11 protein-coding genes are annotated in these 14,497 nt (G+C 67.4%); 5 read left to right on the top strand and 6 right to left on the bottom strand.

The features are described from left to right. Position 1 precedes the first annotated feature (1 nt). Positions 2-2,593: a YbcC family protein gene (locus tag WS51_RS30020; protein WP_059540547.1), complete on the top strand. Its 2,592-nt coding sequence runs from the start codon at positions 2-4 to the stop codon at positions 2,591-2,593. A 105-nt stretch (positions 2,594-2,698) separates the two neighbouring features. On the opposite strand, the gene WS51_RS30015 is transcribed toward WS51_RS30020, so the two are convergent. The 5 genes from WS51_RS30015 to WS51_RS29995 all read right to left on the bottom strand — a co-directional run bounded on the left by WS51_RS30015 (position 2,699) and on the right by WS51_RS29995 (position 7,692). After that, complete coding sequence (locus WS51_RS30015) at positions 2,699-4,075, bottom strand: LLM class flavin-dependent oxidoreductase (protein ID WP_059450105.1); 1,377 nt, start codon at positions 4,073-4,075, stop codon at positions 2,699-2,701. A 26-nt stretch (positions 4,076-4,101) separates the two neighbouring features. Further along, entirely contained in the window at positions 4,102-4,869 is a 768-nt protein-coding gene (locus WS51_RS30010; RefSeq protein ID WP_059540545.1) for an ABC transporter permease subunit, read from the bottom strand. Continuing rightward, the gene (locus WS51_RS30005; RefSeq protein ID WP_060339030.1) at positions 4,866-5,600 is read right to left on the bottom strand and encodes an ABC transporter permease; all 735 of its coding nucleotides are present in this window, start codon (positions 5,598-5,600) and stop codon (positions 4,866-4,868) included. The genes WS51_RS30010 and WS51_RS30005 overlap by 4 nt, the downstream gene beginning before the upstream one ends. Positions 5,601-5,604: 4 nt before the next feature. Continuing rightward, entirely contained in the window at positions 5,605-6,408 is an 804-nt protein-coding gene (locus tag WS51_RS30000) for a transporter substrate-binding domain-containing protein (protein ID WP_059506240.1), read from the bottom strand. A gap of 519 nt (positions 6,409-6,927) precedes the next feature. Further along, complete coding sequence (locus WS51_RS29995; RefSeq protein WP_059540540.1) at positions 6,928-7,692, bottom strand: SDR family NAD(P)-dependent oxidoreductase; 765 nt, start codon at positions 7,690-7,692, stop codon at positions 6,928-6,930. 150 nt (positions 7,693-7,842) lie between these two features. On the opposite strand from WS51_RS29995, the gene WS51_RS29990 reads away from it, so the two are divergent. Next, positions 7,843-8,766, top strand: a complete 924-nt coding sequence (locus WS51_RS29990) for a LysR family transcriptional regulator (RefSeq protein WP_059506246.1) — start codon at positions 7,843-7,845, stop codon at positions 8,764-8,766. A gap of 317 nt (positions 8,767-9,083) precedes the next feature. Here WS51_RS29990 and WS51_RS29985 read toward each other — a convergent pair whose 3' ends face one another. Beyond that, entirely contained in the window at positions 9,084-10,118 is a 1,035-nt protein-coding gene (locus tag WS51_RS29985; RefSeq protein WP_059540538.1) for a PDDEXK nuclease domain-containing protein, read from the bottom strand. 969 nt (positions 10,119-11,087) lie between these two features. Here WS51_RS29985 and msrB point away from each other — a divergent pair. From msrB to msrA, 3 genes are read left to right on the top strand one after another with little or no spacing between them, the layout of a single operon-like run. Beyond that, entirely contained in the window at positions 11,088-11,621 is a 534-nt protein-coding gene (gene msrB / locus WS51_RS29980; RefSeq protein WP_059540536.1) for a peptide-methionine (R)-S-oxide reductase MsrB, read from the top strand. Positions 11,622-11,656: 35 nt separating this feature from the next. Next, on the top strand, positions 11,657-13,537 hold the full coding sequence (locus tag WS51_RS29975) for a cytochrome c biogenesis protein DipZ (RefSeq protein WP_059540534.1): 1,881 nt from the start codon (positions 11,657-11,659) through the stop codon (positions 13,535-13,537). 60 nt (positions 13,538-13,597) lie between these two features. Further along, positions 13,598-14,341: a peptide-methionine (S)-S-oxide reductase MsrA gene (msrA, locus tag WS51_RS29970; RefSeq protein ID WP_059540558.1), complete on the top strand. Its 744-nt coding sequence runs from the start codon at positions 13,598-13,600 to the stop codon at positions 14,339-14,341. Positions 14,342-14,497 lie beyond the last annotated feature (156 nt).

The raw sequence follows: 14,497 nt of genomic DNA, 5'->3' as shown, positions 1-14,497 counted from the left end.
CATGCGCACTGCAACACTCGAACAACGCGCGAAGCGCGATGCAGCGCCCCGGGCGAACGATGCCGCCCGTCCCGCGCACCCCGCTGCCGACGCCCGCTGCAGGTATCCGCGCGAGCGGATCGACGCGGCATGCGACGCGGCATGCCGCTCGATTGCGCCGGCCTGGCCGCTCGATCGCGCCATCGCCGTCAATCCACACTGGGAGCGCATCGGCCGTCCCGTCAGGGAGATTGCCGCGCGGATGGCCGTGCTGGCCGACATCCAAGTGTTCCCGCCGCGCGATCAGATCCGTTCGGCATGGGAATCCGCGCGCATCGCGCCGGCGGATTTGCGATATGCGTTGCAGGCCCTGCCAGCTGCACAAGCGGCCGGCCTGACCGAGCGCGTCTGCATTGACGCATTGACGCGCCCGCTCAACCTGCCCCGCCTGCCGTTGCTGATCGATGTGCTCGACGACGACCCATTGCGCCACGAACGCCTTTCGTGGCGCCAGGCGATCACGCACCAGGTCAGCCAGACCTGCGCGGCCTACTTCGACGAGCATCAGGCCGACTGGCGACCGCATCATGACCGGAGCCTCTATGCCTTCTGGCGCGACACGATCGCACACGATCACGGCATCGGCGTGCTGATGGGCCTGCCGCGCCTCGGTCAGTCGCTCAGGGCGCTACCCGCCACGCGTCAGGATGCCGAATCGTGGGTACTCGAGCGGCTCGGTCTGCCCGAAGCCGTGTGGCCCGACTATCTGGAGGCCGTGCTGCTGACCGTCAACGGCTGGGCGTCGTGGTGCGCGTACCTGGGCTGGCAAGCTCGGTTGGCTGGCGAGTCCGACGAGCACCTGCGCGATCTGCTCGCGATCCGGCTGGCGTGGGGCGCGCTGTTGCTCGACTGCAAGGACGATGCGGCGGCCCGCCGCGCGTTCGCGGCCGTGCAGGGCCACTGGCGCGATTCGGCCACACTGCTGGCCGACGCACACGCGCGGCTGCTGGTCGACGAGGTGTGGCAACTGGCCTTCGAGGCCGGCTACCAGCGCGAACTGGCAGGCAAGCTCGGCTCGATCGGTCAACCGCGAACGGCTCCGGATGCCGCACCGCGGGTCGAGGAGATCGAAGTCCAGGCCGCGTTCTGCATCGACGTTCGCAGCGAACCGTTGCGGCGTGCCGTTGAGTCGATTTGGCCAGCGGTCCAGACGATCGGGTTCGCCGGATTCTTCGGCCTGCCGGTCGCTTATACGCCGCTCGCCACGTCGGCGCGCCGCCCGCAACTTCCCGGCCTGCTCGCACCGTCGCTCGAAGTCACCGATGCCGTATCGGCCACTTCCAGCGAAGGCGGCGGAGCAATCAGCGCGGCTGCGAGCACGGCGCGCCGCTTGCGCTTCGCATTGTCGAACCAGGCGTCTGCCGCGACCCGGCTGCCGGGCACATCTTTTTCGTTCGTCGAGGCCGCCGGGCTCGGCTATCTGGGCAAGCTGCAACAGTGGCTGAAACCCTCGCGCAACCCGCGCGTTCGCGATGACCTCGCCGGCCTGCCGCCCCGCTACAAGGCCGTTTGCCGTCCGGCACTCGTCGGCATCGACGATCAGGCCAAGATCGACCTGGCCGTGCGCATTCTGCATGGCATGGGCATCGCGCAATCGCTCGCCCCGCTGGTCGTCCTGGTCGGACATGCCAGCCAGAGCGCAAACAACGCGCATGCGGCGGCGCTCGACTGCGGCGCCTGCTGCGGCCAAAGCGGGGAAGTCAACGTACGCGTGCTTGCGCAGGTGCTGAACGATCGCGTGGTGCGCGCAGGTCTCGTGCAGCGGGGCATCGACGTGCCCGACGACACGACGTTCGTCGCGGCGCTGCACAACACCACGACCGACGAAATCGAAGGCTTCGACCTCGACCTCCTGGGCCCCGTCGCCGCCGCGCGCTGGGAGCGGATGCTGGGCGTCTTCGGCCACGCGAGCGACCAGGTGCGCCGCGAGCAAGCGGTGCGCGTCGGCCTCGACCCGCGGATGGACGCCGGCCGCTTGCTGGACTGCCTTCGCGAGCGAGCCAACGATGGCGCTCAGACGCGCCCCGAGTGGGGGCTGGCCGGCAATGCTGCGTTCATCATCGCGCCACGCACGCGCAGCCGCGGCGCCGTGCTCGACGGTCGCTGCTTCCTGCACGACTACGATTTCACGCAAGACGCGGACGGCAGCCTGCTCGAACTATTGATGACCGCACCGATGCTGGTCGCGCACTGGATCAATTGGCAGTACCACGCGTCGACATGCGATCCCGCGCACATGGGCTGTGGCAACAAGGTCCTTCACAACGTCGTAGGCGGGCATATCGGCGTCTTTGAAGGCAACAGTGGCGACTTGCGCATCGGTCTTTCGAAACAGTCCCTGCATGATGGCCAGCGCTGGATACACGAGCCATTGCGCCTGACCGTGATCATCGACGCACCTCGCGCATCGATCGAACGCGTGATCGACAAGCATTCGACGGTTCGGCAATTGGTCGACCACGGCTGGCTTCATCTGTGGCGATTTGGTGAGACCGGGCTGCTGCGTTTCGGCGCGGGGACCTGGCACGAACTGAAATTGGCAGCCACTCCCTGAACGCACGTTACGAAGCCCCGTCGGATCGCGATGGCAACCCGACACGGCACGGAAGCGGCTCCGCGCTCCGCTGATAGTCGTTCCGTCTTGACCGGCGCGTCACCGTCATTCCGATGCGGATTGCCGGAAGGACGCGCCATGCGCGGTCTCCGGCAGGCGGTCGCGGCCGCTAAGCCGAGAGCGGAAGGTGCCGGCCGGTGCCGTCGTGCGGTACAGGCCGCGTTTTTTCAGTTCCGGCACGATCAGCTCCGCGAAATCGTCGAGCGTGCCCGGGCTGATCAGCGGATTGAGCATGTAGCCGCTCGTCGTCGACTGGCGCGCGTGCTCGGCGAGCTGATCGGCGACCTCGCTGGGCGAGCCGACGAGGATCAGGTCGGTGCCGCGCGTGACGCTCGCGAACTTGCGCCGCACGTCGCCGGCAGTGAGCGGCTTGCCGCTGCCGTCGGGCCGCACCACATAGGACGTGAGCCCTTCCGTGTGCGTGGTCAGCGGTTCGTCGTCCGCATAGCGGTCGATGTCGATGCCGGTGTCGCCCGCATAGCTGACGAGTTGCGCGTGCTGATGGTAGTGCTGCTGCAGCGTGTGGTACTTCTCCTTCGCATCGCTCGACGAGCGCGCGGTCACGATCCGCAGCACGGTCAGCGACTTCACGTCATCCGCTGCGCGGCCCCGCTCCGTCGCAAGGCGGCGAATCTCGTCGAGGCCCGCACGAATCTCGTGCGGATTCGACTTCGCGACGAACACCACCTCCGCGTGCTTCGCCGCGAATTCGCGCCCGCGCCCGGACCAGCCGGCCTGGATCAGCACGGGCGAGCGCTGCGGCGAGGGCGCGCAGACGTGCGGCCCCTGCACGCGATAGTGCGTGCCTTCGTGCGCGATCGGCCGCACGCGGTCGCCGCGCGCATAGCGCGGCGCTTGCTTGTCGGCGACCACCGCATCGTCCGCCCAGCTCCCTTCCCACAACTTGTACACGACGTCGAGGAATTCCTCCGCGCGCGCGTAGCGTTCATCGTGGCCGATCATCCGGTCGAGCCCGAAGTTGCGCGCCGCGCTCGTCAGGTAGGACGTCACGATGTTCCAGCCGATCCGGCCGTTGCTCAGGTGATCGAGCGTGCTGAAGCGGCGCGCGAGCGCGAACGGATGCTCGTAGGTCGTGCTCGCGGTCACGCCGAATGCGAGCCGCTCGGTCTGCGCGACGAGTGCCGGAATCAGCATCATCGGATCGTTCGCGGGCGACTCGACCGCCCATCGCAGTGCCGCGTCCGCCGACCCGCCATAGACGTCGTACAGGCCGAGCACGTCCGCGAAGAACAGCATGTCGAGATCGGCTTGCTCGGCCGTGCGTGCGAGGTCCGACCAGAACGCGAGCGTATTCGCGCGCAGCCGTTCGTCGGCGGGATGGGTCCACAGGCTCGGCGCGCCGCCGCAGCCGACGCTGGCTTGTTCGTACAGGGAAAACAGCAAGGGGCGAGGATCGGACATCGTCAGATTCGTTACCAGGACAGGAATCAGTTGGGGGCCGACCACGCGTCCGGCGACGCGCGGCGGCGGCGTACGGCGACGCGAGCGTCGGGGGCGCGCGTCAGATGGCGATTGACATGCTTCTCGAGACGAGCGGCCGGAATGGTGAGCAGCGCGACGAGCACGACATAGACGACAGCCGCGCCGACCAGCGGCTCGTACACGCGCAATGTCTCGAAGCGCAGCGTATTGGCCGTTCCCATCACGTCGAACACCGTCACTGTCGACGCGAGGACGGTCGATTTCAGCAGCAGGATCGCCTCGCCGGTGAGCGCGGGCAGCGCGAGCCGCCACGCGCGCGGGCCGACGATGCGGCGCAGCACCTGCACGCGCGTCATGCCGTAAGCGTGCCCGGCTTCGATCTCGCCGGCCGGCACGCCGGCGATCGCACCGCGCAGGATCGTCGCGACGTACGCGCTCTCGTTCACGCTCAACGCGACGATCGCGTACCAGAACGCGTCGCGCAGCAGCGGCGACGCCCAACTGTCGCGCATCCATTCGCGCGGTACGATCTGCCCGAATCCGTAGTAGAGCAAATAGAGCTGAACGAGCAGCGGCGTGCCGCGAATCAGCATGAGCCAGCCGCGCGACGACCAGCGCAGCGGCGCATGGCGCGCGCCGGCGGCGAGCGCGAGCGGCACGCCCAGCAGCACGCTGGCCGCGCCCGACACAAGCGTCAGCGCGAGCGTCGTCGGCACCGCGGCGAGCAGCTTCGGCATCACCGTGTCGAGCAGGAATGGCAGCGAGAAGATCATGCGGTTGCGCGCCTCGTGCCACGATTCGCGTGGCGCTCGAGCGCCGCGAAGAGGCCCGTCGACGCGATGCTCAGCAGCAGGAACAGCGCGGCCGTGACGAGATAGAAGAATACGTAGTGGCGCGTCGCGCCGGCCGCGAGCTGGCTCGCTTTCAGCAAATCCGTGAACGAGCCGAGCACGCTGATGAACGACGCATCCTTGGTCGCGTTCAGCCACACGTTGCCCGTGCCCGGCAACGCGAGCCGTGCGGCGGCCGGAAGCCGGATGCGCATGAACGTCTGCCACGGCGTCATCCCGAACGCGTGCGCGGCTTCGACCTGGCCGGTCGGCACGTTGACGAGCGCCGCGCGGAAGATGTCGGTCAGATACGCACCCTGGATGAACCCGAGCGACAGCGCCGCGACGAGGAACGGCGGGAACGCGAAGCCGTCGGGCACCAGGCCGCCGCGCTGCAGCGCCGCCTCGACGGCAGGCGCGAGCGCATAGAACGCGAGCAGCAGGCACAACAGCTCGGGCAGCGCGCGCACCAGCGTCGTGTAGAGCCGCGCTAGCCACGCGAGCGGCGCGTGGCGCGACAGCTTGCCGAGCGCGCCGGCGATGCCGAGCAGCACGCCGGCGCCGAACGACGCTGCCGCGACGCCGAACGTCAGCGCGAACGCGCCCGCGAACACGCGGCCATAGCCGCCGTCGCCGAATGCGAGCAACGCGAGCAGCGAATCGTCCGCGGCCATCGGGTCAGCGGCCCTTCTCGATCGTGCCTTTCAGGTTCGGATAGCGCGCGGTGATCGCATCCCACGTGCCGTCCTGCTGCAGTTGCGCGATCGCGGTCGACAGCTTGCCGCGCAGCGCATCGCCCTGGCGCACGCCCGCGCCGATGCCGAGGCCCAGCACCGGATTGTCCGCGCAGGTCGCCTTGACCTCGAAGTCCTTGCCGTCGCGCGACGCGAGGAATGCCGTAAACAGCCCCTTGCCTTCCTGCACGTAATCGACCCGGCCGGACACCAGATCCGCGAGCGCGTTGTCGAACTTGTCGAAGGCCTTGATCTGCGCGTCCGCCTTGAAGCGGGAATCGAGGAACGCCGAGAAGTTCGTGCCGGCCTCGACGCCGATCACGCGGCCCTTGAAGCTCGCGGGCACCGCGCAATCGACGCGGCGCCGGTCGCTTTTCGCGCCGACGAACACCGTCGGCGACTCGTAATATGCACGGCTGAAATCGATCGCCTTCTGCCGTTCGCCCGTAATCGTCATCGACGACCAGATCACGTCGATCTTGCGATTCTGCAACGCCGGGATCAGGCCGTCCCATGCAATGTCGGTGAGTTCGCAGCGCACGTTCAGTTTGCCGCACGCGGCATCGAGCAGGTCGATTTCCCAGCCCTTCCACTTGCCGGCCGCATCCTTCGAGAAGAACGGCGGATAAGACTCGGCATCGATGCCGACGCGCAACGTCGGCTGGGCTGCATGGGAAGCCGGCACGAGGCCGAACACGAACAGCGCGGCCGCGGCACGGCGGACCCTGGAACGCATCAAACGATTCATGTGGCGAATTTCTGAAATAACGTCGAAACGACCGGCAGCGCAGCCGGCAGGAGGCCAGACTGTAATGCGCGCACATGCGTGTACCAAATGGTTATTTTTTCGATGGATATCTGATCACGCGATATGGCGCAACGGCGCACCGCTGAACGCGGAGTGCGGTGCACCGTTCGTCCGTTCGCCCGCGCACGCCGGCGCCGTTTCGCAGTGCAAAGCCGGCAGCGCCAGGTTCGCGCGGAAGTCGCCGCCTACGTGGTCGGTATCGGGCAGGTGGCGACGCCGCAATTCAGGCAGCAAGCCGTTGAGCAGTTCGTCTTCCTGTTCCGGCTGGCCTGTGCATGGTCCGCGCGCCCGGGTTCGCCCGCGGAGAAATGCTGGCGCGCGTCGACCTCGCCGCGCCGGAATGCACGAAGTGTAAGAAAAGGCCGATGTTCAATCATGACGGAGTCCGGTTCGGGAATGCTGGGGCGGATTTGCGAGCGTCAACGATCGCGTTCACCGCCCCCACGCACTTGGCCGCGCTTAGATCTGCTGCTGGCCGCCATCGACAAACAATTCGATGCCGTTCACGAAGCTCGCGTCGTGCGAGGCCAGGAACAGCGCCGCGCTTGCGATCTCGCCCGGCTCGCCGAGGCGCCCCATCGGGATCTGGGCTGCCAGGTAATCGGCAAGCCCCTGGCGCTGGGCAGCATCGTCACCGGCAAGATCGAGCAGGCCCGGCGTGCGGGTCGCGCCCGGGCTGATCGTATTCACGCGGATGTGGCGGTCCTTGAGGTCGAGAATCCAGTTGCGTGCGAACGCGCGCACCGCAGCCTTGGACGCCGAGTACACGCTGAACGCCGCCGTGCCTGCGCTGCCTGCCGTCGAACCCGTGAGAATCACCGATGCGCCCTTGGCGAGCAGCGGCAGCGCCTTTTGCACCGTGAACAGCACGCCCTTCACGTTGCGGTTGAAGGTATCGTCGAAGTGTTCTTCGGTGATGTTGCCGAACGGCAGCATCGATCCGCCGCCTGCGTTGGCGAACAGCACGTCGAGGCGCCCCTGTTCTTCGTTGATCTGCGCATACAGCGCATCAAGCTCGTTCAGCTTCGTCGAATCGACACGCACGCCAGTCGCCTCGCCGCCCGCTTCACGGATGCTTTGCACGGCAGCGTCGAGTTCGGCCTGACGACGGCCCGTGAGGTAGACGTGCGCGCCTTCGGTCGCGAAGCGCTGGGCCGTGGCGAGGCCGATGCCGCTGGTTGCGCCGGTAACGAGTGCGATCTTGTTGTCGAGTTTGCGTGCCATGGTAGTGCTCCTTTCGTTTCGTTCGGTCGATGTGGGTGTTGGCTGCTTCGGTGTTGCGTGCTGCGATGTAAGGAGAATATCGACGGCCCTGTCTTTTCGAAATAGAATTGATCGCAACTTAATGTTGCACAAATGCAAAGACGAGGAGAAATGGCGAAACTGCCTGATTTCGAGGGGCTCGCGATGTTCGCGAAGGTCGCCGAAGAGGGGTCGTTCGCGGCTGCGGCGCGCGCCATGGGCGTGTCGGTGGCGACGGTCTCGCGCGCAGTGGCCCGCCTGGAGGACCGGCTGGGTGCGCGGCTTTTCAACCGCACGTCGCGCCAGGTTTCGCTGACCGAGTTCGGCCGCACGATCTGCGAGAAAGCCGGCGAAATCTACCGCCGGGCGGAAGAAGCAGAGAGCTCGGCGCGCGAAATGTCGGTGCAGCCGCGCGGGCTGGCGCGGCTGGCGGTACCGATGTCGTTCGGGCTGCGCTGGGTCGCGCCGCTGCTGCCGGGGTTCTTTCGCGCGTATCCGGAGGTGTCGATCGACCTGCATCTGTCGGATGCCTCGGTCGATCTGGTCGCCGATGGCTTCGACGCCGCGCTGCGCATTGCCGCATTGCCCGATTCGTCGCTGGTGGCGCGGCGGCTGTGCGCGGTGACACAATACGTCGTGGCGTCGCCGGAATATCTGGAGCGCGAGGGGCGGCCCACTCACCCGCGCGAACTGGCGGACCGGCCCTGTCTCTCGTACGCGTATCGCGCGCGTAGCGATGTCTGGCGCTTCACGAACGATGCGGGCGAGGAGGAAGCCGTGATGCCGACCGGCCCGCTGCGCGTGACGAATGCCGATGCGTTGCTGCCCACGTTGCTGGACGGCCTGGCGATCGCCGAGCTGCCCGAATTCATCGCTGCCGAGTATCTGGCCGATGGCCGCCTCGAAGCGATCCTCACGGACTGGTCGCTGACGAAGGGCGGCCTGTACTTCGTCACGCCGTCGGCGCGTGCGCGGCCTGCGAAGGTCGCGGCGCTATCCGATTACTTCGCCGAACATCTCTCCGATCCCACGTGGCGATGGCCAAAGCCGCAATGAAGGCAGACGCCAGCGCAGCGCCGAGGTCGCGCGATGCACCGGATACGATGGCTGCTGCACACGCATGCTCGGCGGCGCAGCCCGTTTGAAGATATGACAACGCAAGGCCGCTTTAACGATCGAAGCGGCCTGACAAGGTTTCATCCCAACTGGCCGCAGTTGGCCGGGCCGCCGCTCTGTGACACGCGACCGGTGCAGATTGACCCATTGCCGCCAGTCGCGCCTTGATAGTGCCAACAAAGTCGGATGACCGGGTGAAGCGGTCGCCAGCGACGACTGCCCAAAGACGGGCCCGGCCGACCGGGGCGGGGCGTCCGTCACGACTCCCGCTTTTCGTCGAGCCGAGCACGTGCCGCGGCAATCGATTGGTGCAGCTTCGCCTGCAGCGTCTCGCGTGGCGGGAGCACCGTGAGGTACTCTGCGACGTGAATCCCACTTTTGCCGAGTTCAAGCAATTCGATCTGCTCTTGCTTTTTGCCCGCACACAGGATAATGCCGATCGGCGGCGCTTCATCTGGCTCCTGCTCGTGCTTCGCGAGCCAGCGCAAGTACAGCTCCATCTGACTCTTGTACTCGGCCTTGAAGGAACCGAGCTTCAATTCGATGGCGACCAGACGTTTGAGTTTGCGGTTGTAAAACAGCAGGTCAAGATAGAAGTCGTCGTCGTCGATCAGCAGCCGCTTCTGGCGCGCGACGAATGTAAAGCCGGCGCCGAGTTCCAGAAGAAACTGTTCCATCTCGCGCAGGATCGCATCCTCGAGATCGCGCTCGAGGTAGTGATCATTGAGGCCGAGAAAGTCGAGGATGTACGGATCTTTCAGCACGAGATCGGGCGACATCTGCTGCGCGTCGCGGAGGTGTGCCACTTCGCGCCGAATCACTTCGTCGGGTTGCCGCGACAGCGCGCTTCGCTCGAACAACATCGACTGCATCCGCTCCTGCAACTGCCGCGACGACCAGCGCTCCAGGCGACAGAGTTCAATGTAGAAGTCGCGCTTGAGCGGGTCGTCGACGTACATCAGCATCTTCAGATGGGTCCAGCTCAATTCTCTCCGCAGTGCGGAGAGAATTGACTCGTCCGGAAACACCTCGGCCGCGCGGATGCAGTGGCGCAATTGCTGCTCGCTCCAACCCCGGCCGTATTCGACTCGCAGCTGCCGAGCGAGCGCGGGGAGGATCTGTTGTCCGTAGCCCGCGCGCTCACCGCCCAGCACATCATCCCGAATGCGATAACCAACCTGCCAATAAAGTAGGGTCAGTTCAGCGTTGACTGCGGCCGCCGCGCGGGCGCGCGCCGAATCAATCATGCGGCGGATGTCGGTCAAGAGGGATGCGGGGACGAGTTCGGTCATCTTGTTGGGAATGGAGGAATCGGCGGGCCGGTGCGCGCCAGCAGTGGCCACGTTACCGGAATCTCAGCATCGGCGGAACCCTGCCGGGCGCTCCCCCAATTCTCTCCGCACCGCGGAGAGAATCCAGCCATCTTCCCGCCAAAGCCCTCGCCCCCACCCCGCACTAAATGTGGGTGCTCGCAATTGAGATTCGGCGTCGCCAGAGAAGAAGCCACCCTCCAGTCGCCCGGCCGGAACGAGAACCTCCATGCCCGCGAGTGATGCAATGACCAATGAACCCGCCCACCGCACGTCGCCGCCCGCACCAGAAACGGGGGCGCCGAGAGGGCGGCGGCAGCGTTTTTCGATCGCCATGGCGGGGGCGCTCCATGTCCCTCGGACACGGTACCTCCACACTGAGACTTCGCTTAGTCCCGAAATCAAGGGGAACATAGCCCTTACTATGTTCCCCTTCATTCCGCCTGGTGCGGCCGACGGCTGCACATTTCGGTGAAGAGCATCGGGGGCGCTTCCGCAGCGCAACTACGGACGTCCAGACACGCTTCCTGAGTTTCTACGTAGAAACTGTCGATTTCGACGTCCACGCGCGCACCATGCATTGGCTACCGCAACCTGCCGATTCAGCCGTGCATATCAGACGCTCGCCGCACTCGTCCTCACAGGCAGGCAGCGCTCGAGCAGCAGTCCGATTCGATCGGCATTTCAAAGGACGATGTGCCGACACGCTGCACCTGCTGCAGCGCTCCAGATAGCGATGGACCGCCACTGCAGCAAGTTGCTCATCGTGAACAAAAGGCAACGCTTCGAGCGCAGCCCACCCCGCGTCTGTCCAACGCTCATCCGAATCTCGTCACACCCCGACGCACCACCCGGCCAGTCATCACAATTCATTTAACTTTCCGTGAGGACTTCGACACCGGCCGCTGTCTACGATGGGCGCATGTTTTCAGGACCTGCCCGGAGCCCATCATGCCCACCCGCAGACATCTGCTGCTGTTCGCCGGCGCCACCGGCCTCGCCGCGCTCGCGACGCTGTCGTCCGCCGGTCGGCGCGCGCTGATCGGCCGCGCGTTCGCCGCATCGTCGGCCACGCCGCAAACGGCCGCCCCTTTCGAGGTCACCCTGAGCGACGCCGAATGGCATCGCCGGCTCACGCCCGCCCAATACGCGATCCTGCGCGACGCCGGCACCGAGCGGCCGTACAGCAGCGCGCTGAACGACGAACATCGCCCCGGCACGTTCGCGTGTGCGGGCTGCGGCCTCGCGCTGTTCTCGTCGGCCACCAAGTTCGACAGCCACACCGGCTGGCCGAGCTTCTGGAAACCGCTCGACCATGCGGTCGCGACCGATGCCGACACGTCGTTCGGGATGGTCCGCACCGAAGTCCACTGCCGCCGCTGCGGCGGTCATCTCGGGCACGTGTTCGACGACGGCCCGCCGCCCACCGGCCTGCGCTACTGCATGAACGGCCTCGCGCTCGTCTTCCACCCGGCCGCCGCCTGATCCGGCCCTACCTCCGACCGACTGGAGAACGCACCATGCTGCTCATCGTCCTTGCCTATCTCGGCGGCGTGCTCACGATCCTGAGCCCGTGCATCCTGCCCGTGCTGCCGTTCGTGTTCGCGCGCGCCGACCAGCCGTTCGTGCGCACCGGCCTGCCGCTGCTGGCCGGGATGGCGCTCACGTTCGCCGTCGTCGCGACGCTCGCCGCCGTCGGCGGCGGTTGGGTCGCGCAGGCCAACCAGGCCGGCCGCTGGGCCGCCATCGTGCTGCTCGCGCTGTTCGGGCTGACGCTGCTGATGCCGCGCGTCGCCGAACACCTGACCCGCCCGCTCGTCGCCGCAGGCAACCGGCTCACCGGCCTCGCGCAGCGCGACGGCCGCCCGGCCGGGCCGCTGTCGTCGCTGCTGCTCGGCGTCGCCACCGGCCTGCTGTGGGCGCCGTGCGCGGGCCCGATCCTCGGGCTCGTGCTGACCGGCGCCGCACTGCGCGGCGCGAGCGTCGGCACGACGCTGCTGCTGGTCGCGTATGCGGCCGGCGCGGCAACGTCGCTCGGCGTCGCGCTCGTGATCGGCGGCAAGGTGTTCGCCGCGATGAAGCGCTCGCTCGGCGCGGGCGAATGGATCAAGCGCGGGATCGGCGCCGCGCTGCTGGCCGGTGTCGGCGCGATCGCGCTCGGCCTCGATACGGGGGCGCTTGCGCAGTTGTCGACCGTCACGACGGGCGGTCTCGAGACGAAGCTCGTCGCGCGACTCGGCGGGCACTCGGGCGGCGCGCCGGCCGCGATGTCCGCGACGGGCACCCCGGCGGACGGCCCGGCAGACCGCACCGCGACCAGTTCGGGCGGCGCGATGATGTCCGCGACGGCCGATGCCGCGCAATCCGGCGGCGCGATGATGCGCGCGGCGGATGTCTCGCCCGCGACGCCGGCACCGGCCGCGCTGCCCGTCGAAGGCACGCTGCCGTCGCTCGACGGCGCCGTGCAGTGGCTGAATTCCGCGCCGCTTACCGCGGCCGGGCTGCGCGGCAAGGTCGTGCTCGTCGACTTCTGGACGTATTCGTGCATCAACTGCCTGCGCACGCTGCCGTACACGACTGCCTGGGCACGCAAGTACGCGCCGTACGGCCTCGTCGTGATCGGCGTGCATGCCCCCGAGTTCGCATTCGAGCGCGACATCGGCAACGTGAAGAAGGCCGTGCACGACCTCGGCATCGATTTTCCGGTCGCGATCGACAATCACTACACGATCTGGCGCGCGTTCAGCAACGAATACTGGCCCGCGCACTATTTCGTCGACGCGCAGGGACGCGTGCGCCGCCATCATTTCGGCGAAGGCGAATATGCGGAATCGGAACGCGCGATCCAGTCGCTGCTCGCCGAAGCCGGCCACCCGGAAGCGCTGAAGGTGCCGCTCGGGCTCGCCGGCGCGCCCGCGAAAGGCGCGCTCGCGGCGGCCGACAGCGCGGACGTCCGTTCGCCTGAAACCTATGTCGGCTATGCGCGCGCGGACGGCTTCACGTCGCCGGGCGGCGTCGTACGCGACACGGCACACCGCTACGACGCGCCCGCGCACGCCGGCCTGAACGACTGGGGCCTCGCCGGCACCTGGCAGGTCGGCGCCGAACGCGCGTCGCTCGCCGCGCCGTCCGGCCGCATCGTCTACCGCTTCCATGCACGTGACCTGCACCTTGTGCTCGGCCCCGGTGAAAACGGCAAGCCGGTGCGCTTTCGCGTGACGCTCGACGGCACCGCGCCCGGTGCCGCACACGGCGCCGACGTCGATGCGCAGGGCTACGGGACGGTCACCGGGCAGCGTCTGTACCAGCTCGTCCGTCAGCCCGGCGCAATCGCCGATCGCACGTTCGCGATCGAGTTTCTCGATCCGGGTGTCGATGCGTACGCGTTCACGTTCGGTTGAACGCGTGCGATGCCGACACCCGATCGCCGTCTTCCCCAACGCATCTCAAAGGAGCCAATGATGAACCCGACACCGACCCGCGCTTCCACGCCGCGACGGCGCGCGGCAATGCTGCGCCGCATCGGCGCGCTCGCCGTCGCGGCCGCCGCCGTGTTCGGCTACCAGCGCGTCGTCAACTCCGCCGAGCCGATGCGCACCGTGCCCGCGCCGACGGTCGACGAAACGCCCGGCGCATCGCACGACGAGACGGCCGTGTTTGCCGGCGGTTGCTTCTGGGGCGTGCAGGGCGTGTTCGAGCACGTGAAGGGCGTGAAGCAGGTCACGACCGGTTATGCGGGCGGCGCGTCCGAAACCGCGCACTATGCGCTCGTCGGCTCCGGGCTGACGGGGCATGCGGAATCGGTACGCATCGTCTACGACCCGACGCAGATCACCTACGGCCGGCTGCTGCAAGTGTTCTTCTCGGTCGCCCACGATCCGACCCAGCTCAACCGGCAAGGCCCCGACGAAGGCTCGCAATACCGGTCCGCGATCTTCCCGACCACCGCGCGGCAACGCGCGGTCGCGACCGCGTACATCGCGCAGCTCGGCACCGCGCATGCGTTCCCGGCGCCGGTCGTCACGCGCGTCGAGGACTACAAGGGGTTCTATCCGGCCGAGGCGTATCACCAGAACTATCTCGAACTGCATCCCGACGCGCCGTACATCGCGTTCAACGACCTGCCGAAGGTCGCCGGGCTGAAACACTATTTCCCGGCGCTGTACCGCGCCGACCCGGTGCTGTGGCGCGATGCGCGCTCGTGATCGGCAACCGGCCGCGTGACGGCGTGCGGCCCGTCGCGCGGCCGTAGCCGTAGCCACGGCCCGGCAGCGTCGTATAGCTCGCGTGCCGGCCACGCCCCCGGTTTGCGCCGCATCAAGCAGCCCGCACTCGCCGTGCCGGTGCAAACCCGCATCGCA

The organism is Burkholderia territorii, from assembly GCF_001718335.1.
Classification (GTDB): Bacteria; Pseudomonadota; Gammaproteobacteria; order Burkholderiales; family Burkholderiaceae; genus Burkholderia; species Burkholderia territorii.
This window is presented reverse-complemented; position numbering and strand designations above follow the sequence as displayed.

Excerpts from the sequence above, each read along its gene's own strand:
- WS51_RS30020 (WP_059540547.1), top strand. The coding sequence starts at position 2 with ATGCGCACTGCAACACTCGAACAACGCGCGAAGCGCGATGCAGCGCCC.
- WS51_RS30015 (WP_059450105.1), bottom strand. The coding sequence starts at position 4,075 with ATGTCCGATCCTCGCCCCTTGCTGTTTTCCCTGTACGAACAAGCCAGC.
- WS51_RS30010 (WP_059540545.1), bottom strand. The coding sequence starts at position 4,869 with ATGATCTTCTCGCTGCCATTCCTGCTCGACACGGTGATGCCGAAGCTG.
- WS51_RS30005 (WP_060339030.1), bottom strand. The coding sequence starts at position 5,600 with ATGGCCGCGGACGATTCGCTGCTCGCGTTGCTCGCATTCGGCGACGGC.
- WS51_RS30000 (WP_059506240.1), bottom strand. The coding sequence starts at position 6,408 with ATGAATCGTTTGATGCGTTCCAGGGTCCGCCGTGCCGCGGCCGCGCTG.
- WS51_RS29995 (WP_059540540.1), bottom strand. The coding sequence starts at position 7,692 with ATGGCACGCAAACTCGACAACAAGATCGCACTCGTTACCGGCGCAACC.
- WS51_RS29990 (WP_059506246.1), top strand. The coding sequence starts at position 7,843 with ATGGCGAAACTGCCTGATTTCGAGGGGCTCGCGATGTTCGCGAAGGTC.
- WS51_RS29985 (WP_059540538.1), bottom strand. The coding sequence starts at position 10,118 with ATGACCGAACTCGTCCCCGCATCCCTCTTGACCGACATCCGCCGCATG.
- msrB (WP_059540536.1), top strand. The coding sequence starts at position 11,088 with ATGCCCACCCGCAGACATCTGCTGCTGTTCGCCGGCGCCACCGGCCTC.
- WS51_RS29975 (WP_059540534.1), top strand. The coding sequence starts at position 11,657 with ATGCTGCTCATCGTCCTTGCCTATCTCGGCGGCGTGCTCACGATCCTG.
- msrA (WP_059540558.1), top strand. The coding sequence starts at position 13,598 with ATGAACCCGACACCGACCCGCGCTTCCACGCCGCGACGGCGCGCGGCA.